Raw genomic sequence first — 20,382 nt, 5'->3', positions numbered from 1 at the left:
TGAGGTTTTGAATTTTTCTGCTAAACGTTTGTCATAGTGATTAAGTAATTTCGCCAGGAGGTGATTATGCGCACACTATCAATGACAGCATTAGCGTTAGTTTCGGCAATGTTATTTACACCAGCTCATGCAGGTGAGGCTAAAGTTAACTTCGAGAAAGTTGATGACTATACCGATTTTGAGCCCGCGAACGGTTTGGAAGAGCGCTATCAAAAACGCTTGATGGAAGAGTTAACCGGTTACTTCAATGAACTGTCTGCTGACTTGCCCGACGGGCAAACGTTAGCTGTAACGGTAACTGACATCGACTTAACAGGCCGTCTCGAGCCAACATTTGGCGAATCGACATCTAACTTTATCCGCGTGGTACGTTCGATCGACTTTCCAACGATGGATTTCAATTACTCTTTAACAGATAGTAACGGTAGTGTAATTAAACAAGAGGACGTCGAGTTAAAAGACATGAGTTTTGACTTTGACACGATGGCGACTAAACGGTCGCGTTCTGACGACTTGTACTACGAGAAAAAAATGCTCAAAGACTGGTTTAGAAAAACCTTCTCTGAGCACGTCGCATCTAGCCAGCCTGCCGAATCTGCTTAAGTCGGGCTAGGGTTTCTGTTAACAGTTGTAGCTGCTGCACGATTTTTTGCAGCAGCGCCTCGTCCTCTTTATTCTGTTGCCACTGCTCAACGTTTTCGGTTACCTCTTTTAGGTAAGGTTGAAACCGATTGCTGCTCGTTACAAAATGAGTATTATCTGCGAAGACATCTTGAAACTTCGCTTTACCCTGTTGTCGTAGGTCATCCAGGTAAGTGTCAGCGTCAACAGTCTGGCGATAAAGAACCTGTAAGTGTTGTTGCAGTTTTTCCTCAACAGAAATCATGGTATCGGTCATATTTTCCTTGCCTTAATCTATTTAAATCTACCGTCGGGCATGATTGCAGTCTTGCTGTTTTCTCCGCCCACTTCGCGCACGAGCTTAGGCACTAAAAAACCGGGTAGACGCTCATTCATACCTAACCAAAGTTGCTGGGCCGTATCGTCACTCACTTCAAAATGAGCCGCGCCCGTAACTTTATCAAGTTGATGCAGATAATAGGGTAACACATCGCAATCGAACAGACTCTCGCTCAGTTCGGTCAGTGAGTCGACATTGTCGTTAACGCCTTTTAACAGAACACTTTGGTTGAATAAGTGAATACCCGCCTTATACAACGAAGCCAGCCGGTGCTTCAGCTCAGCTGAAATTTCGTTAGCGTGATTAGCATGCAGTACCAGGCTGGTTTTTAGTCGGGTATTCGCCAAAATCCTCACTAATGTTTCCGTGATCCGAGTCGGAATAACAATGGGTAATCGAGAGTGGATACGTAGCCGCTTTAGTTGGGTGACATTACTCAGTGCTTCAATAATCCGTGTAAGAGTTTTGTCACTGGCCATCAGCGGATCACCTCCGCTTAGGATAACTTCGTTAATCTGGGGGTAACGAGTCAAGTAATCTATAGTTTGACTCAGTTCGTGTTGGCTAAAGCGAATCTCTTGATATGGGAAGTGACGACGAAAACAATAACGACAGTTAACCGCACAGCCCCCTTTTAGAATGATTAAAATACGCGACTGATATTTGTGCAGCAGGCCCTGGTTTTTGTCTACGGCGACATTATCACCTTGTTCTAACAGTGGGTCAGCAGTATAACCGGGAGTATCGTCAAACTCCTGTTTTAGCGGCAATACCTGCCGTAGCAATGGGTCGTTGGCGTCGCCGGGTTTAATCAGTCGTGCAAATGGGCGCGGCACAAGCAGCGGAAAAAGTTCTCGTGCGCGAGAATCCTCAAAAAACTGTGAAGCATCCAAACCGACGTATTTGAGCAGATCATTGGGACTGCGAAACGCTTGTTGTAACTCAAGCCGCCAGTCGGGTCGAGTTAGCAGTGTTGCTTGTTGGTTCAAATCAGCCTCGACTATTTGTTTCATCAGATGATTATTTTACCTGAAAAATTTTGCCGTTTGTTTTATTATTGCCGGCATCTGGAATGATTTGACGATTAGCTCATAAAGGAAAAGATTATGGCAAATTACAGCACCAACGAGTTTAAAGGTGGCTTAAAAATAATGCAGGATGGCGAGCCATGCAGCATTGTCGAAAACGAGATGGTAAAGCCGGGCAAAGGTCAGGCCTTTAACCGAGTCAAGATTCGTAAATTAATCAGTGGCAAGGTTGTCGAGAAAACGTTTAAGTCGGGTGAGTCGGTCGAAGGGGCTGATGTTATCGAATTGGAACTAGCCTACTTATATAATGACGGCGAATTCTGGCACTTTATGAACAACGAAACCTTTGAGCAAGTTGCAGCCGACGCTAAAGCTGTTAGCGATGCAGAAAAGTGGTTGGTTGAGCAAGATGTATGTACTCTCACTTTATGGGAAGGCAACCCTATTAATGTTCAGCCGCCAAACTTTGTTGAGTTGGAAGTGACTGAAACTGACCCAGGTCTTAAAGGTGATACCGCGGGTACCGGTGGTAAACCAGCGACGTTGAGCACGGGGGCTGTGGTACGAGTGCCATTGTTTGTTCAGATAGGCGAAGTCATTAAAGTCGATACACGCTCGGGTGAGTATGTATCGCGCGTACAAAAGTAACGACTGACATAGATAATGGACTGGCGTTCTGAGGCATCTTTGCAAACGCTCCAGCAGCGAGCTGAATTGATGCGACAGATCCGCCAGTTTTTTTATCAACGCAATGTCCTCGAAGTTGATACCCCCTTATTAGCCCGCCATGGCGTTACCGACCCCCACTTAGAAAACCTGACAACCACACTGTCGGCGGGACCTGATGGACAACCGCTGAAACTTAGCTTACAAACATCGCCGGAATACGCCATGAAAAGGTTACTGGCACAATATAGAACCAGTATTTTTCAGCTATCGCACGTGTTTCGGGACGATGAAATCGGACGTCACCACAACCCAGAGTTCAGTTTAGTTGAGTGGTATCGTGTTGGTTTTAATCTTGTCGATCTCATTGCTGAAGTCAGCGAGTTAATACAGTATGTTACCGATGCGCCGCCGGTTATAACGTACACCTACCAAGAGATATTTGTGCAGTGCACGGGCTGGGACCCACTGCAGAGCGAGGGAATATCCGCCATACATCGTCACTTAAAAACACGCTCAGATACGCGCGACTGGATGGAAAAAGAAACGGATCCGGATACTATATTACAACTTGCATTTAATGTTCTTATCGAACCTCAACTACCATCACAAACGCCTGTAGCTATCACTCACTTTCCTCGTTCGCAAGCTGCGTTGGCGCGTGTTTGTCCCGAGGACGAACGTGTATCACTGAGGTTTGAAATCTACTACCAGGGAATAGAATTAGCGAATGGATACGATGAACTGACCGATACCGATGAGCAAAATCGGCGGTTTGTTGAGGATAACGCTAAACGTAGGCAATTGCAGCGAGCAGAGAGAACTGCTGACGAATACTTGCTTGCTGCGCTTAGACACGGCATGCCACCTTGCTCTGGTGTTGCGCTTGGATTTGACCGCTTATTGATGATTGCTCTGAATAAAGACCAGATCTCCAGCGTAGTGCCTTTCTCTATCGCTAACTGCTGAAGACAGTTTGATAAAAACTTAATCGATCCCCTTGGCATCTGATAGCGTATGTTATAATATAACAGCACGGTAGTCAGGGGGGCGAATATGACCTTATCAAAACAAAAGCGATTGGACAGAGCTGGGATGTGGATCACCACATTGTGCGCGATCCATTGCCTTTTATTGCCGCTGATACTCCCCCTGTTGGCTCTGGCTGGTTTAGCGTTTATTGGCGAAGACCTGCTAGAAAATACCATTTTAGGTCTTAGCGTAGCGGTGGGCTTATGGTCCCTGATTGGTGGCGCACGTAAGCACGGTGAATGGCGCCTGCTGGTACCATTACTAGCTGGCGCGCTGATATACTCTCAGCGCGACATCCTAGGGCACCTGGGCGAGCCTTTTATTATCCTGCTTGGCGCGAGCCTCATTATTTACGCACACTGGAGTAATCTGCGACGATCCCGTAAGGTTAACGCTGTAGTTCCTGTGGCTGTTCCTGAAACAAATTAAGCATCAACGCAAGGCTAGCTTAATTTCTCCAATATAACGCCAGATTCAATGTGGTCAGTGTATGGGAACTGGTCAAATATAGCGGCCGACGTCACCTTAAACTCTTTACCCAGCGCTTTGATGTTCTCGATTAGCGTATCAGGGTTGCATGAGATATAAATGATACGAGAATATTGACGGACAAGCTGTATGGCTAGTTCATCCAGACCGGCGCGCGGCGGATCAACGAGTACTGTTTTACAGTTAAAAGAGCTTAAGTTGGCTTCCTCAGCGCGTCTTGAAGACAACGTCCCCTGCATTGCCTGGCTGAACTCTTCGGCTGACATTCTAACCACAGTCACGTTGTTAATGCTATTGAGCTCGGCACCGCGTCGTGCGGCATTGACCGAACCCTTGCTGATTTCGGTTGCAAGCACTCGATTAAATTGTTTGGCAAGCGGTAGGGTGAAGTTGCCATTGCCACAGTAAAGTTCTAACAGGTCGTGACTCGTGTTACCGGCATGGCGGCTTGCCCATTCGATCATTTTTTCGTTAATACCGGCATTGGGCTGGGTAAAACTATTTTCTGTTTGAATAGACTGATAGGTTTTGCCATTCACCCTAACTTGCTCAGTAACGTACTCCTCCCCAAAAACAACTTTTTGTTTGCGGGCTCTGCCAATTAAATGCAATACATCCGCATATTGCTGGAGGTGTTGATGCAATTCCGCAGCAGCAGCTTGCCATTCCTCATCAAGAGCACGGTGGTAGAGTACTGATACAATGGCCTGTTGTGTTGTGGTGGTTAAAAAATCAACCTGAAATAACTTCTGCCGCAGTACGGGTTTATCGATGACATAGTCTCTAACGGCCTGCATCAGCTTATTAATAAGTCGACTACCCGGCAAAAACTCATCTTTTCTGACTTTTTCCCGAGTTTCCGGATTAAACATAATATAGTAAAGGTCATCGCCTTCATGCCAAAGCCGGAACTCTGCGCGCATGCGATAATGCTTAGGCTCAGATTTAACTACATCGAAGTCGCTTACACCGATTTCCTCAAAGCGCTGGGCAGAAGTCTCGATCTTTTGTTCAAGCTGCTTCTCGTAATCGATCAACTCGATGTTCTGATATGTCATCTGTAATACCTTTGTAAAGATTGGTTACATTTAGTAATAATTTGTGGCAGATTTTTAAATGCCAACGAGACGTTATTCTCTCATGTTGTGTTGGCCCTGAAAATTCCAAATATAAAAACACAGGGTTAATCATGAAATTATCGCTAAAAAAATCATTAGTATTTGTGGCAACAGCATCGGTCCTATCTGCTGGAGCGCAGGCTGCTGTAGATAAAGAACGCGTTATTGTAGCTTTTAAACCGGGTAATAAAGCATCGGTACAGCAGGCGATTCAAAAGGCCGGCGGTGAGACCAAGGTCGATTTACCGAACCACCATGCCATGGCAATTACTGTGCCCGCTAATGCTCTAAAGGGTTTAAAAAACAATCCGAATATTGAATATGTGGAACCCGACGTAAAACGTAAATTGTTAGCCTCAGAGTTCGAGCCAGGCCAACCATATGGTATTGCGCAGGTTCAAGCCGACTTATTGTCAGATGCGGCCGCGGGTAATAGAAAGGTTTGTATTATCGACTCGGGTTATGACTTAGGTCATCCTGACCTACAAAGTGCGGGTGTTGATGGTAGCTACAATAGTGGTACTGGTAATTGGTATACCGACGAGAGTGGTCATGGAACGCACGTTGCAGGAACAATTGCAGCACTAGCGAATGGTACTGGCGTTGTAGGAGTCCTACCGAATGGCAATATAAACCTTCACATAGTAAAAGTATTTAATGCGGATGGCTGGGGCTATTCATCTTCATTGATTGCTGCGGCTGATGAATGCGCGGCGGCAGGCTCTAATGTCATTAATATGTCATTAGGTGGAGATCGCGGCAGTAAAACTGAAGAAAGGGCGTTTGCACAATTTAATGACCAAGGAATATTAAGTATTGCTGCTGCGGGTAATGCAGGCAATACCCGTCATTCTTACCCTGCATCATATGACGCTGTTGTATCGGTTGCTGCAATAGATTCAAACAAACAGGTTGCGTCATTTTCGCAACAAACTAATCAAGTTGAACTTTCCGGACCGGGGGTCGCCGTACTATCTTCTGTTCCTCGGGGCATGGGTGAACGTTCAGAAGCCGTGGTTGCAGAAGTGAGCTTCGAAAATCTTGCTATGGAAGGATCTGCTAAAGGCACTGCGACAGGTTCATTAGCTGACTGCGGTATCGGTGACCAGGTTTGTGCTGACGCAAACGGTAGCGTATGCCTCATTGAGCGGGGAGCGATTAGTTTTGCTGAAAAAGTACAAGCTTGTGAAGTCGGTGGTGGAATTGGCACCATCATTTACAACAATGAAGTGGGTGTTTTGAGCGGCACGCTGGGCGATGTCGTTACCAGCATTCCGTCTGTTGTGGTGAGCGCTTCTGCTGGTGCGCAAATGTTGAATCAGCTGGGGTCGACGGCAACCGTTGCTGTTGAAAGTAGCGATTGGGCATTTTTTGACGGAACGTCGATGGCAACACCGCATGTTGTTGGAGTAAGTGCATTAGTGTGGAGTCATTTCGCAGATTGTAGTAATACGGACATCCGTAGTGCGCTATCGGCTACAGCCGAGGACCTTGGTGATACTGGTCGTGATAATGCGTATGGACATGGTTTAGTCCAAGCCAAACTTGCCTATAATTATCTAGCGAACAACGGATGCTCCGGAAGCGATGGTTCAGGTGGAGATACAGGTGGTTCTGGTGATGACGATACCAAGCCCGGTAACGGAAAAGGTAATGGAAAGAACAAATAATCAGGTGAAATCCACTATTTAGTCGTAAAAGCCCCTGTTATAGAACAGGGGTTTTTTATTTTAACGTCCTATAAAGGCTATATAATTGTTAATATTGATCACATTTGAATGGTATTTAAACGGTTGGCATAGAAAACAATTAAAATTGCAAAAAAGGCCTTGACGGTTGCAGTTAAATCTCTAAAATGCGCTCCACGTTCGAGGCAGGCAACGAAGCCGCCGAAAACAGAAGTTTTCAAAAACATCTTTTTTTAAAAAAGTATTGACGGAAAACTTCAGGTGTGTAGAATACGCACCTCTCGCAGCGAGGCTGCTGAGAAACGCTCTTTAACAATATATCAAGCCAAGCAAACTGTGTGGGCACTTGCAGAAGTTAAGCAAAACGAAATATGTATTGCAACTTTTGAATGAGTGTTCAGCAAGGTTTCGAAAGAAGCCAAGCAAAAACGCGTAATTCATTGAGTTGATTGAACTACTTTTAATTGAAGAGTTTGATCATGGCTCAGATTGAACGCTGGCGGCAGGCCTAACACATGCAAGTCGAGCGGTAACAGAGAGAAGCTTGCTTCTTTGCTGACGAGCGGCGGACGGGTGAGTAATACTTGGGAACTTGCCTCTAGGCGGGGGACAACCACTGGAAACGGTGGCTAATACCGCATAATGTCTACGGACCAAAGTGGGGGACCTTCGGGCCTCACACCTAGAGATGGGCCCAAGCGGGATTAGCTAGTTGGTGAGGTAAAGGCTCACCAAGGCGACGATCCCTAGCTGTTCTGAGAGGATGATCAGCCACACTGGGACTGAGACACGGCCCAGACTCCTACGGGAGGCAGCAGTGGGGAATATTGGACAATGGGGGCAACCCTGATCCAGCCATGCCGCGTGTGTGAAGAAGGCCTTCGGGTTGTAAAGCACTTTCAGTGGTGAGGAAAGGGTAATCGTTAATAGCGGTTACAGTTGACGTTAGCCACAGAAGAAGCACCGGCTAACTCCGTGCCAGCAGCCGCGGTAATACGGAGGGTGCAAGCGTTAATCGGAATTACTGGGCGTAAAGCGTACGTAGGCGGTGTGTTAAGCAAGATGTGAAAGCCCCGGGCTCAACCTGGGAATGGCATTTTGAACTGGCACGCTAGAGTCCTGAAGAGGGTGGTAGAATTTCCAGTGTAGCGGTGAAATGCGTAGATATTGGAAGGAATACCGGTGGCGAAGGCGGCCACCTGGTCAGAGACTGACGCTGAGGTACGAAAGCGTGGGGAGCAAACAGGATTAGATACCCTGGTAGTCCACGCCGTAAACGATGTCAACTAGTTGTTCGTGTCTTTAAGACGTGAGTAACGCAGCTAACGCACTAAGTTGACCGCCTGGGAGTACGGCCGCAAGGTTAAAACTCAAATGAATTGACGGGGGCCCGCACAAGCGGTGGAGCATGTGGTTTAATTCGATGCAACGCGAAGAACCTTACCTACACTTGACATGCTGAGAAGTTACTAGAGATGGTTTCGTGCCTTCGGGAACTCAGACACAGGTGCTGCATGGCTGTCGTCAGCTCGTGTCGTGAGATGTTGGGTTAAGTCCCGCAACGAGCGCAACCCTTATCCTTAGTTGCCAGCACGTAATGGTGGGAACTCTGGGGAGACTGCCGGTGATAAACCGGAGGAAGGTGGGGACGACGTCAAGTCATCATGGCCCTTACGGGATGGGCTACACACGTGCTACAATGGCGCGTACAAAGGGCAGCGAACCTGCGAAGGTAAGCGAATCTCATAAAGCGCGTCGTAGTCCGGATTGGAGTCTGCAACTCGACTCCATGAAGTCGGAATCGCTAGTAATCGTGGATCAGAATGCCACGGTGAATACGTTCCCGGGCCTTGTACACACCGCCCGTCACACCATGGGAGTGGGCTGCACCAGAAGTGGTTAGTTTAACCTTCGGGAGAACGATCACCACGGTGTGGTTCATGACTGGGGTGAAGTCGTAACAAGGTAGCCGTAGGGGAACCTGCGGCTGGATCACCTCCTTACATTAAGCTTATCGGACGTGAGTGCTCACACAGATTGTTTGGTTTGATAGATACAGAGAAGAATTCGGTAGGTCGCGCATTTTGCGCGACATTGCTGAAGGTTACTGGGTCTGTAGCTCAGCTGGTTAGAGCGCACCCCTGATAAGGGTGAGGTCGGTAGTTCAAGTCTACTCAGACCCACCATTTCTGCGCTGTGGACTGCGTTGCTGCGTCGTCGCATACTGGTGTATGCTTCCTCCTTGCGGCCTTGCCACAGCTTGAAATTCCCTTTTCGGGTTGTGTCGGACATGCCGACAGACCTGCGGTCTGTGGGGCCATAGCTCAGCTGGGAGAGCGCCTGCCTTGCACGCAGGAGGTCAGCGGTTCGATCCCGCTTGGCTCCACCACTTCTTCTCTTGATTGTAGCTTGCGCTTTTAGCGCAAGGCGATGTTAGCGTTAAGCGTTCAGGTTTGAATGTTTACCGGTAACTTTGCGTTACATGCTCTTTAACAACTTGGAAAGCTGATTGTAAAAAGATTTGAAATGCCACTCTACTTGAACCTTTTGGTAGAGGCGTATCGAACTTGTGTACAGCGAGAACAAACAATCTTGGTCATGTAGTCCAGACACCTTCGGGTTGTATGGTTAAGTGACTAAGCGTACACGGTGGATGCCTAGGCAGTTGGAGGCGATGAAGGACGTACTAACTTGCGATAAGCCATGACGAGGCAGTAAGAGCCATTATCAGTCATGGATTTCCGAATGGGGAAACCCACTCTGTTTACAGAGTATCCGGCACTGAATACATAGGTGCCAGGAAGCGAACCCGGAGAACTGAAACATCTAAGTACCCGGAGGAAAAGAAATCAACCGAGATTTCCCTAGTAGCGGCGAGCGAACGGGAAGCAGCCCTTAAGCGTTACATGTGCTAACAGAATCTGTTGGGAAGCAGAGCCATAGACGGTGATAGCCCGGTATGTGAAGGTGCATGAAATGTGAAAACGAGTAGGTCGGGACACGTGTTATCCTGACTGAACATGGGGGGACCATCCTCCAAGGCTAAATACTCCCAACTGACCGATAGTGAACCAGTACCGTGAGGGAAAGGCGAAAAGAACCCCGGCGAGGGGAGTGAAATAGAACCTGAAACCGTGTACGTACAAGCAGTAGGAGCGGACTTGTTCCGTGACTGCGTACCTTTTGTATAATGGGTCAGCGACTTATATTTTGTAGCAAGGTTAACCGTATAGGGTAGCCGTAGGGAAACCGAGTCTTAACTGGGCGTTTAGTTGCAGGGTATAGACCCGAAACCGGGCGATCTAACCATGAGCAGGTTGAAGGTTGAGTAACATCAACTGGAGGACCGAACCCACTAATGTTGAAAAATTAGGGGATGACTTGTGGCTAGGAGTGAAAGGCTAATCAAGCCCGGAGATAGCTGGTTCTCCCCGAAATCTATTTAGGTAGAGCCTCGGACGAATACCTGCGGGGGTAGAGCACTGTTTGGGCTAGGGGGTCATCCCGACTTACCAACCCCATGCAAACTCCGAATACCGCAGAGTACTATCCGGGAGACACACGGCGGGTGCTAACGTCCGTCGTGGAGAGGGAAACAACCCAGACCGCCAGCTAAGGTCCCAAAGTTATGGCTCAGTGGGAAACGATGTGGGAAGGCACAGACAGCTAGGAGGTTGGCTTAGAAGCAGCCACCTTTAAAGAAAGCGTAATAGCTCACTAGTCGAGTCGGCCTGCGCGGAAGATGTAACGGGGCTAAGCCATACACCGAAGCTGCGGCAGCAACTTGTTGCTGGGTAGGGGAGCGTTCTGTAAGCGGATGAAGGTGGTTCGAGAGGACTGCTGGACGTATCAGAAGTGCGAATGCTGACATGAGTAACGATAATGGGAGTGAAAAACTCCGCACGCCGGAAGACCAAGGTTTCCTATCCCATGCTAATCAGGGTAGGGTAAGTCGGCCCCTAAGGCGAGGCGGAAACGCGTAGTCGATGGGAAACAGGTTAATATTCCTGTACCGATGTATATTGCGATGGGGGGACGGAGAAGGCTAGGCAGGCCAGGCGTTGGTAGTCCTGGTGAAAGTGCGTAGGCTGATGGTTTAGGTAAATCCGGACCATCTTAAGGCCGAGACACGAGACGAGCACCTAAGGGTGCGAAGCTGTTGGTGCCATGCTTCCGGGAAAAGCCTCTAAGCTTCAGATAGACATCGACCGTACCCGAAACCGACACAGGTGGTCAGGTAGAGAATACTAAGGCGCTTGAGAGAACTCGGGTGAAGGAACTAGGCAAAATAGTACCGTAACTTCGGGAGAAGGTACGCCGCTGACGGTGAAGACTTCGCGTCGTAAGCTGTTGGCGGTCGCAGTGACCAGGTGGCTGGGACTGTTTATTAAAAACACAGCACTCTGCTAACTCGAAAGAGGACGTATAGGGTGTGACACCTGCCCGGTGCCGGAAGGTTAATTGATGGGGTTAGTTTTCGGACGAAGCTCTTGATCGAAGCCCCGGTAAACGGCGGCCGTAACTATAACGGTCCTAAGGTAGCGAAATTCCTTGTCGGGTAAGTTCCGACCTGCACGAATGGTGTAACCATGGCCACGCTGTCTCCACCCGAGACTCAGTGAAATTGAAATCGCAGTGAAGATGCTGTGTACCCGCACCTAGACGGAAAGACCCCGTGAACCTTTACTACAGCTTGGCACTGAACATTGAACCTACATGTGTAGGATAGGTGGGAGGCTTTGAAGCACAGTCGCTAGATTGTGTGGAGCCGTCCTTGAAATACCACCCTTGTATGTTTGATGTTCTAACATAGGTCCCTTATCGGGATTGAGGACAGTGCCTGGTGGGTAGTTTGACTGGGGCGGTCTCCTCCCAAAGAGTAACGGAGGAGCACGAAGGTTGGCTAAGTACGGTCGGACATCGTACGGTTAGTGCAATGGCATAAGCCAGCTTAACTGCGAGACAGACACGTCGAGCAGGTACGAAAGTAGGTCATAGTGATCCGGTGGTTCTGTATGGAAGGGCCATCGCTCAACGGATAAAAGGTACTCCGGGGATAACAGGCTGATACCGCCCAAGAGTTCATATCGACGGCGGTGTTTGGCACCTCGATGTCGGCTCATCACATCCTGGGGCTGAAGTCGGTCCCAAGGGTATGGCTGTTCGCCATTTAAAGTGGTACGCGAGCTGGGTTTAGAACGTCGTGAGACAGTTCGGTCCCTATCTGCCGTGGGCGTTTGAGAGTTGAGAGGGGCTGCTCCTAGTACGAGAGGACCGGAGTGGACGAACCGCTGGTGTTCGGGTTGTCATGCCAATGGCACTGCCCGGTAGCTACGTTCGGAATCGATAACCGCTGAAAGCATCTAAGCGGGAAGCGAGCCTCAAGATAAGCTCTCACTAGCACTTTAAGTGCTCTGAAGGGTTGTTGAAGACGACAACGTTGATAGGCGGGATGTGGAAGCGTAGTAATGCGTTGAGCTAACCCGTACTAATTGCCCGTGAGACTTAACCATACAACACCCAAGGTGTTTGGAATCGTTAAGCACAAGTTGATAACCTTTACCAAGGTAGGTCGCGTCCTGACGCGACAAGAGTGGCATCACAATCAGCCTTTCAGTTGTTACAACAGTTTTTGTCTGGCGGCCATAGCGGTATGGCACCACCTGGCTCCATTCCGAACCCAGCAGTGAAACATACCAGCGCCGATGGTAGTGTGGGGCTTCCCCATGTGAGAGTAGGACACCGCCAGACTTCAAATAAAACAACCCCAGCCAATCGGCTGGGGTTTTTTTATACCTATCGCTCAGCCGTTGGCTTTTTTTACCTCACCCTTCGCGCCGCTGCGCCGCTAAGCCGGTGGTTACTTATGCCCGCTCTTTGGGTATTTACGATATAAACTGGATTGGGCACGGCGGTATAGATTTTATTTATCTAGACCATTACCAACCGTTTTATGAGGTTTTTCATATAACTGCTATATTGAATGAACAATCATAGTGGGAGAGCAGTTATGAAAAGAAAAAACCTTATTACTTTAGCCATTCTGTCCAGCGCGACGCTTGGCGTGCCGGCAATAGCCCAAGAGACCAGTACGGAGTCCCAGGCCGACGTCGAGGAAGTGTTACAAGTCGTTGGCTCGCGACTGTCTTTTCGTACTGCAACTGACGGTGCCGCACCGGTCGATATTATTTCTGGTGAAGACTTGGCAGCTACAGGTATTACGGAAACCGGCAAGGCATTGCAATATGCTGTTCCAAGTTTTAATTTCCCATCATCCTCGATCACCGATGGTACCGATGCCGTCAGACCTGCTTCTCTGCGTGGTCTCGCGCCTGACCATACCCTGGTACTCATTAACGGTAAGCGACGTCATAGTTCTGCGCTGGTTCATTTGAATGGAACCACAGGTCGCGGTAGTTCTAACGTAGACTTAAACGCTATTCCTATTGCCGCGATCAAACGTATCGAGGTATTACGAGACGGAGCGGCAGCCTTGTATGGCTCCGATGCTATAGCCGGCGTAATCAATATCGTTTTGAAAGACAACGCTGAGGGTGGTTCCGCCAATTTGCAGCTAGGTCAAACGCATAAAGGCGACGGAGAACAATGGAAGCTAACGGGCAGTCACGGCTTTTCGGTTGGAGATGAAGGAAGTTTTACAATATCCGGCGAGTTACATCACAAAAACCGTACTAACCGTGCAGGGGATGACCCACGGCAACAATACCCCTTGTTACCTAATGGCGAACTCGATCCTCGCGAGGAAACTTTTAACCGACAGAGTTTCCATGTTGGTGATGGTGAATATGAAAACGCTGCGCTTTTCGCAAACTTTGAGACGGCAGTAGGTGATTCCGGAACGCTTTATGCTTTTGGCGGCTTCAGTGACAGAACGTCAGAATCCGGCGCATTTTACCGTCGCGCTTTGCAATCGAATACCCTCACCGAAATCTACCCCGACGGCTTTTTGCCGATTCTTGCGCCTGATGTAAAAGATTACTCAGGTTACTTAGGTTACGAGTGGATGCTTGGCGAATGGACGTTTGACGTAAGTGCAGGGTATGGCCTGAGTGAGTTCCAGTATAATGTAAACAACTCCCTGAATGCGTCTTTAGGCCCAGAGTTAACACCGACCTCATTTGAAGCGGGTACACTCGAGAATACTGAAACGAACGTCACCATCGATGCGCAGCGTTTCATCCCATTTGCTAATAACTCTGATTTGTCTCTAGCAATGGGGGTGAGTTACCGCGAAAATAATTACCAGGTCAGTGCCGGCCAGGAAGAAAGTTATATTAACGGCGGTTATCAGGATCGTCCCGGCGGAAGTCAGGGTTTTACCGGGTTTACGCCGGAATCTGAAGTCGATCGGTCACGCGATAATATTGGCGTTTACGTAGAAGCAGAGAACCAGTTAACAACTGAGTTTTTATGGGGTGCTGCAATTCGGCACGAAGATTACTCAGACTTTGGTACAAACACCAGTTGGAAGCTTTCGGGTCGATATGATCTCACTGATCGGATAGCGGTGCGTGGTACCGCAAACACCGGATTCAGGGCACCGAGCGTGCAGCAATTGTATTTTACCAACATTTCGACTCTGTTTGTTGATCGCGGCGATGGCCCCGTGCCAGAACAATCAGGCACGTTTAATAATATAAGTCCGGTGACTAACGCGTTGGGTATTGGTAATTTGCAACCTGAAGAATCTGATAGCCTAAGCTTGGGTTTAGTTTGGAATGGTTACGAGGGCCTGGCAATTACCGTTGATGCGTTCCAGATCGAAATTCAGGACCGGATTATTCTCTCGGGCGATGTGACACCAGAGGACTCGCCAGCGGTTGCGGATGCTCTGGCAAACACTACAGCCGAAAATGCGCGCTTCTTTGTCAACGCAGTGGATACCACCACCAAGGGTGTCGATATTGTAGTGACTCAGCAGTTTGATTTGGGTGGCTATGGCGACCTGAAAGGTCAATTGGCTTACGGCTACAATGATACTGAGATTGACGCGATTAACTTACCGCCGCTTCTCGATGGGCTGGATGATGTGTTATTCGATCAGGAAGAACAAACAAGGATGACTGAATCGGTACCAAAAAATTCTGGTTCACTGGGGCTTACGCATGAGTTAGGCAAGTGGAGCAGTAATATCCAGTTTAGCTACTTTGGTACTTACGATATTTACTACAGCAGTGGTACCGAAACTTATGGCCCGGATTGGATTACCGACGTGACGGTTAATTATCAATGGAATGATAATTTAAAAATTAGTGTCGGTGCCCAAAATTTATTCAGTGACTACCCTGATATGCGCTCAGAGGGCAATCAGTTCAACGGAATATTTAAGTACCCATTAACAAACTCGCCAATAGGGTTTAATGGCGGTTACTTCTTCACTGAACTGCAATATACTTTTTAAATGACCGTATTAACCAAAGCCGCCACTTTGTGGCGGCTTTTTTATTTAATTCGTTAAATCCACGAACTCAGCCTGTTTAATTATATGTAACCACTTGAATTTTAAAGATATTAACTTGGCATTAAAATTGAAAGTGATGACCTGTAACGATTAGTTTTAATGAGGTGTCTATGTCACGTAATCAAATTATCGCAATCGCTGTCATCACAGTATTGGTGTTATTCTTTGCTCCGGAAATACTTTCAACACTAGGCTTTGCCATCGGTTCTGTTATTGAGTTTGTTATTTCTATAGTTTTCAGCCTGGCTATCGTAGGCTTGGTTTTCTTCCTGGTAATGACCTTGTTCGGTAGTGTACTGCTCGGTTTAGGAGCCGCGTTGTTAGCGTTGATATTTACAGGTATCGGCTTGTTCTGGCCACTAGTACTCTGCGTCTTAGTGTTGTACTTTGTCTTTAGGAGTCCACGCAAAACTGTATAACCGCAGGGTTACTAAAGAGACAAAAGATGAGAAAGACAATTTTATTACTGTTCACCGCCTGCATTTCTTTTATGGGCAATACGGCCGAGCTTGTTATGACTGATGGCTGGGCGCGGGCATCGATTCCCGGAGCGGCTAATGGCGCTGCCTATCTGAGCCTGAAAAACACAGGCGATGATGCAGTAACATTAGTCGGCATGTCCAGCGAAGTAGCTAAGGTTACTGAGCTGCATACACACATTCATGCTGACGGCATGATGAGAATGGAGCATGTTCCATCAAAAATTATATCGCCGGGCGAATCGTTAATTATGCAGCCAGGTGGCTATCACGTAATGTTGATGGGCCTAAAGCAACCATTGCAAGAGAATGGAATGCTCCACATTGTGCTAGACTTTGCTGATGGAACACAACAAACTCTTGATGTTGGCATAAGGAAACCTTAATGAAGGATGCAAGTAGTCGATTTGCTCATATCCCATGGCGCTGGGTAACCTATTCGTTGCTGATTGTGGTTGTCTTACTTTGGCTATTGGGATGGATACTAAGCAAAGAACCCGAACAATTTTCAGTACAACAAGCGGTTGAGCAGCAAGCGCAGCAGTTAAAACTAGAGCCGGTAAAGGGTTTCGCTACCACCACTGCTGTTATTCGAGTTACCAACACCCTAACCGATAAGCGCGGCGGCTACATGAGCAACGATATTTTACCGCCGACCAGCTTGCTCGATAACATTCCGGCATGGGAGTTTGGCGTTATTCAAATGACCCGTGATATTTTGTTATCACTACGTAATGACTTTAGCCGCTCGCAGTCGCAGTCGGTTGAAAACCCAAATCTAACAACCGCACAACCGGCGATGAATATCGATCATCAAAGCTGGTTTGCACCTACTGCAGAAAACGAATATCAAACCGTTGTTAACGAATTAAGTCAGTATCGATTGGCGCTTGCAGATCCTAATGATCATTCGGCTCAATTCTACGCACGCTCCGATAATTTAAGGCGCTATATACAAGAAGTCGAGAAACGATTGGGGTCGTTATCGAGGCGGTTAAGCGCAAGTGTAGCCCGAGTCGAAACCGACGTTTCATTAGCCGGGGATGTGAGCTCCTCACAGTCTACACCGACGCCTCAGCTCATGAATAGTAAAACCAGTTGGTGGGAAATTGATAACGTGTTTTACGAAGCCAGGGGAGCCAGTTGGGCTGTACTACATTACCTAAAAGCGGTTGAATTAGATTTCGCTGATGTACTGAATAATAAAAATGCGTTAATAAGCTTGCAGCAGATAATAAAAGAGTTAGAGTCTTCGCAACAAGCTATCTGGAGCCCGATGGTATTAAATGGCTCGGGCTTTGGTTTATTGGCTAACCACTCATTAGTGATGGCTAATTATTTATCGCGCGCGAATGCAGCGCTGATCGATTTGCGAAATTTACTAGCGGAAGGTTAAACGGAGTTATGATGAAAAAATTAAGTGTTGCAATACTGTCAGCAGCATTTGCGGCGGCTCCTACGGTAGCGTCAGCCGACACCGTGTTGGGACTTTATATTGGTGCTCAGGGGTGGCAAGCTGATTACGATGGGCGTTATGGCATCGGTTCAGATATATCCCCTTATTACATCGACAACGATGACACCATGACAAGCTTTTATGCAGCGCTAGAACATCCTGTCCCCTTAGTACCTAACTTGAAAATACAGCAAAATAGCCTTGAGGTTGATAGCCCACATGGTATGAGCGCAGGGAATTTCGACAATACCGATTACACCTTGTACTACGAAATTTTCGATAACGATATCATAGCGATCGACGTTGGCATTAACGGCAAAAAATTCGACGGCGAAGCAGAGGTTATTTACGGCGATATTATTGAGTCAGTGAGCTTTTCGGGCGTAGTACCGACCGCGTATGCGGCGGCAAGAGTCGGCTTGCCTTTCACTAACTGGACGGTAACCAGCGAAGCGAAGGCGGTTAGCTTTGATGACAGTAGCCTGCATGACGTTCAAGCGGCTCTGGAGTACCGTTTTGTTGATAACTTAGCCATTGATATGAGTGTCAGTGCAGGTTACCGCTCTATGCGTGTCGAGCTAGACGATGTCGATGGTATTTATTCCGATCTTAATTTTGATGGCCCATTTGTCGCGTTAGATATACATTTCTAACGATTAGCGCTTGCAGTCACATCCAGTTGTAGCTAGATTGTTAACGTTATGGGTTAATAAAAGGCAGCTGGTATTTAATGAGCAGTAACCACGATGAGCCACTCTTCTTAAATGATGACCCTGAAGAACTGCCCGGGGAACTTACAGAAGGTGTTTGGAAACTCCTGATCGTTGATGACGATCAGGAGATTCATGCTGTCACCAAGATGGCGCTCTCTGACGTGATTATTGCCAACCGAACACTTGAGTTTCTGCATGCTTACAGCGGTGAAGAGGCATTAGATGCGCTGACGGATCATGATGACATTGCAATGGTGTTGCTTGATGTCGTGATGGAAACTGATGATGCAGGTCTGAATGTCGCTAAAGCAATACGCGAAGAGCTTAATAATGACGAAGTGCGGATTGTTTTGCGTACCGGTCAGCCTGGTTACGCGCCCGAAGAAAGCGTCGTAAAAAGTTACGACATCAATGATTACAAGACCAAAACGGAACTCACCCGTAGCCGTTTGTTGACCACTGTATTTTCTGCCATCCGCTCATACCAGCAATTACGAACGATTAATGAGAATCGCCGCGGACTAAGAAAAATCATTCATTCAGCCTCAAACTTAATGGAAAAACATTCCATTGTTAATTTTTCCGAGGGGGTTGTGACTCAGTTAGCATCTCTATTAGGTTTGCGAGCTGAGGGAATTGTTGGTGCCAGGGCGCCGGACAAGGATAATGAAATTATTGTATTGGGCGCTGCGGGGCATTTTGCCGGGAGTATTAATAAAACCCTTCGGTCGCTAGAGTCTCAGCGTATCGAGCAAGGCGTGCAACGTTGTCTTATCGAGCGAAGACATATTCAGCTTGAAGGAGCCACGGTGTTCTTTATTGACGGCCAGGAGCATCAGGCCGCGGCTTATATTGAGACCTCTGAGTCGATTGAAAATTATGATCAGGAATTACTGGAAGTCTTTTTAGCCAATATCGCCGTTGGTTTCGAAAATGCCAACCTTTTTGAGGAGCTTCGCTCGGCAGCCTATCTCGATCCATTAACGGGTATTGCTAACCGAGCAGAGTTTACTCGTAAGTTGCAGCAATTATCCGAGTACCCTAACAAAAACCAGGTTGCAGCCATCGTCGATATCGACCATTTTTCTGACGTTAATGACGGGTTAGGACAGGATGTGGGCAACGCATTACTTCGTTCAGTGGCGCTTCGCTTAACTGAGCAGCTGGGTGAAGATATCTTTGTTGCGCGAATTGCAGCCGATGTGTTTGGTCTGATTGGTCCGGTCAATTTAGTATCCCCACAAAACCTTAATGAACTGTTTAAACTGCCATTCCGAGCTGGTGAGCATTATATACCGCTTAGTATTACGTCCGGTTTTACCTCCGGTGAAAATCCGGAGCAAGCCAATGGCAAAGGTTTATTGAAACAGGTTTATATTGCGCTTAAAAACGCCAAAAAGAACTCTTTTGAGCGCTTTAATTATTATCGCCCATACATGGAAGAAGAAACGCAACGGCGTCTGCATATGGTGCGGCGTTTGCGAGCAGATTTTGCTGCACGCAAACTCGAGGTCTGGTATCAGCCTCAGGTTGATTTGAACACGGGTTGCATTATTGGTGTAGAGTCGCTGCTGCGTTGGCCGCAAAGTGACGGTAGTTTTATTAGTCCGGCAGAGTTTATTCCATTGGCAGAGTACTCCGGCCTGATAGTTGATATCGGTGCCTGGGTAATCGAAGAAGCCTGTCAGCAAATTAGACGTTTTAACGAACGTGACTATAATAATATTCGTATTGCAGTTAACGTTTCGGTGCCGCAATTTCGTACGCGTGACTTTCCCGAACTCATAGAGCAACAGCTTAATAATCACCAAGTTAATGCGGACCGCCTGGAACTAGAAATCACCGAAAGTATTGTGATGGAAGATCCTGACTTTGTCGCTGATATTTTATACCGCTTAAAGCAACAAGGTATTCACGTAGCAATTGATGATTTCGGCGTAGGCTTTTCATCCTTGAGTTACCTACAGAAGTTACCGTTGGACCGGTTAAAAATTGACAAAACATTTGTTCATAATTCCTCGCAAGATAGCGGCAGAATCATTATCGAGACTATAGTTGATATGGCACACCGCCTGGGGCTGGGTATTGTTGCCGAAGGTATTGAAGACCAACAGCAACTGGAATACTTTACACGGTTACAGTGTGCAGAAGCACAAGGCTATTACTTCGCGCGCCCTATGCCTGCCGAGCAACTGATGAAGCTGCTGGAACGGGAGAATGGCGATTGTGTTAGCCTGAGCTCATCTGCAGCATCAGACTAACAACAAGTG

Annotated in this window: 14 protein-coding genes, 2 tRNA genes and 3 rRNA genes; 16 read left to right on the top strand and 3 right to left on the bottom strand. The window is 47.6% G+C overall.

The window, feature by feature from the left end:
* Positions 1-66 precede the first annotated feature (66 nt).
* Positions 67-603 (top strand): DUF3016 domain-containing protein, encoded by a 537-nt coding sequence (locus KZ771_RS09165; RefSeq protein WP_290572265.1) that lies wholly within the window; start codon positions 67-69, stop codon positions 601-603.
* Here the strand turns inward: KZ771_RS09165 and KZ771_RS09160 are convergent.
* Positions 578-898: a hypothetical protein gene (locus tag KZ771_RS09160; protein WP_290572263.1), complete on the bottom strand. Its 321-nt coding sequence runs from the start codon at positions 896-898 to the stop codon at positions 578-580. The two genes, KZ771_RS09165 and KZ771_RS09160, sit on opposite strands and share 26 nt — an antisense overlap.
* A 17-nt stretch (positions 899-915) precedes the next feature.
* Positions 916-1,974, bottom strand: coding sequence for an EF-P beta-lysylation protein EpmB (gene epmB / locus KZ771_RS09155; protein WP_290572261.1), 1,059 nt, complete (start codon positions 1,972-1,974; stop codon positions 916-918).
* 93 nt (positions 1,975-2,067) lie between these two features.
* Here epmB and efp point away from each other — a divergent pair, with 93 nt between their 5' ends.
* From efp to KZ771_RS09140, 3 genes are all read left to right on the top strand, one after another.
* Positions 2,068-2,637, top strand: a complete 570-nt coding sequence (efp, locus tag KZ771_RS09150) for an elongation factor P (protein ID WP_133540708.1) — start codon at positions 2,068-2,070, stop codon at positions 2,635-2,637.
* Positions 2,638-2,652: 15 nt separating this feature from the next.
* The gene (epmA, locus tag KZ771_RS09145) at positions 2,653-3,624 is read left to right on the top strand and encodes an EF-P lysine aminoacylase EpmA (protein ID WP_290572258.1); all 972 of its coding nucleotides are present in this window, start codon (positions 2,653-2,655) and stop codon (positions 3,622-3,624) included.
* Positions 3,625-3,711: 87 nt separating this feature from the next.
* Positions 3,712-4,116, top strand: coding sequence for a MerC domain-containing protein (locus KZ771_RS09140; protein WP_290572256.1), 405 nt, complete (start codon positions 3,712-3,714; stop codon positions 4,114-4,116).
* A 14-nt stretch (positions 4,117-4,130) separates the two neighbouring features.
* Here KZ771_RS09140 and trmA read toward each other — a convergent pair whose 3' ends face one another.
* Positions 4,131-5,234 carry a tRNA (uridine(54)-C5)-methyltransferase TrmA gene (trmA, locus tag KZ771_RS09135; protein WP_290653018.1) on the bottom strand — a complete coding sequence of 368 codons (1,104 nt, stop codon included), beginning with the start codon at positions 5,232-5,234 and terminating at the stop codon, positions 4,131-4,133.
* Between the two features lie 131 nt (positions 5,235-5,365).
* On the opposite strand from trmA, the gene KZ771_RS09130 reads away from it, so the two are divergent.
* The 12 genes from KZ771_RS09130 (at position 5,366) to KZ771_RS09075 (ending at position 20,373) form a co-directional block, all read left to right on the top strand.
* Positions 5,366-6,964, top strand: coding sequence for a S8 family serine peptidase (locus tag KZ771_RS09130; protein WP_290653016.1), 1,599 nt, complete (start codon positions 5,366-5,368; stop codon positions 6,962-6,964).
* Positions 6,965-7,443: 479 nt separating this feature from the next.
* Positions 7,444-8,985 (top strand): 16S ribosomal RNA (locus KZ771_RS09125).
* Between the two features lie 106 nt (positions 8,986-9,091).
* Positions 9,092-9,168: transfer RNA gene (locus KZ771_RS09120), tRNA-Ile, on the top strand.
* Between the two features lie 127 nt (positions 9,169-9,295).
* A tRNA-Ala gene (locus KZ771_RS09115) sits at positions 9,296-9,371 on the top strand.
* A 237-nt stretch (positions 9,372-9,608) separates the two neighbouring features.
* Positions 9,609-12,495, top strand: a 23S ribosomal RNA gene (locus tag KZ771_RS09110).
* Between the two features lie 122 nt (positions 12,496-12,617).
* Positions 12,618-12,733 (top strand): 5S ribosomal RNA (gene rrf, locus KZ771_RS09105).
* Together the 16S, 23S and 5S rRNA genes with 2 tRNA genes alongside form the textbook arrangement of a ribosomal RNA operon.
* 259 nt (positions 12,734-12,992) lie before the next feature.
* Complete coding sequence (locus tag KZ771_RS09100; RefSeq protein WP_290572757.1) at positions 12,993-15,404, top strand: TonB-dependent receptor; 2,412 nt, start codon at positions 12,993-12,995, stop codon at positions 15,402-15,404.
* A 170-nt stretch (positions 15,405-15,574) separates the two neighbouring features.
* The gene (locus KZ771_RS09095; RefSeq protein ID WP_290572759.1) at positions 15,575-15,883 is read left to right on the top strand and encodes a hypothetical protein; all 309 of its coding nucleotides are present in this window, start codon (positions 15,575-15,577) and stop codon (positions 15,881-15,883) included.
* A gap of 26 nt (positions 15,884-15,909) precedes the next feature.
* Entirely contained in the window at positions 15,910-16,329 is a 420-nt protein-coding gene (locus KZ771_RS09090; RefSeq protein ID WP_290653014.1) for a copper chaperone PCu(A)C, read from the top strand.
* The gene (locus KZ771_RS09085; protein ID WP_133539832.1) at positions 16,329-17,339 is read left to right on the top strand and encodes a DUF2333 family protein; all 1,011 of its coding nucleotides are present in this window, start codon (positions 16,329-16,331) and stop codon (positions 17,337-17,339) included. Before KZ771_RS09090 ends, KZ771_RS09085 begins: the two co-directional genes overlap by 1 nt.
* Positions 17,340-17,347: 8 nt before the next feature.
* Positions 17,348-18,052, top strand: coding sequence for a TIGR04219 family outer membrane beta-barrel protein (locus KZ771_RS09080; RefSeq protein ID WP_243734515.1), 705 nt, complete (start codon positions 17,348-17,350; stop codon positions 18,050-18,052).
* A gap of 77 nt (positions 18,053-18,129) precedes the next feature.
* A complete protein-coding gene (locus KZ771_RS09075) occupies positions 18,130-20,373 on the top strand; it encodes an EAL domain-containing protein (RefSeq protein WP_290653011.1) in 2,244 nt (747 codons plus the stop codon).
* Positions 20,374-20,382 lie beyond the last annotated feature (9 nt).

The organism is Idiomarina sp., from assembly GCF_019431395.1.
In the GTDB taxonomy this organism is placed as follows: domain Bacteria; phylum Pseudomonadota; class Gammaproteobacteria; order Enterobacterales; family Alteromonadaceae; genus Idiomarina.
The sequence above is the reverse complement of the archived record's forward strand: the minus strand, read 5'-3'. Positions and strand labels throughout refer to the sequence as shown.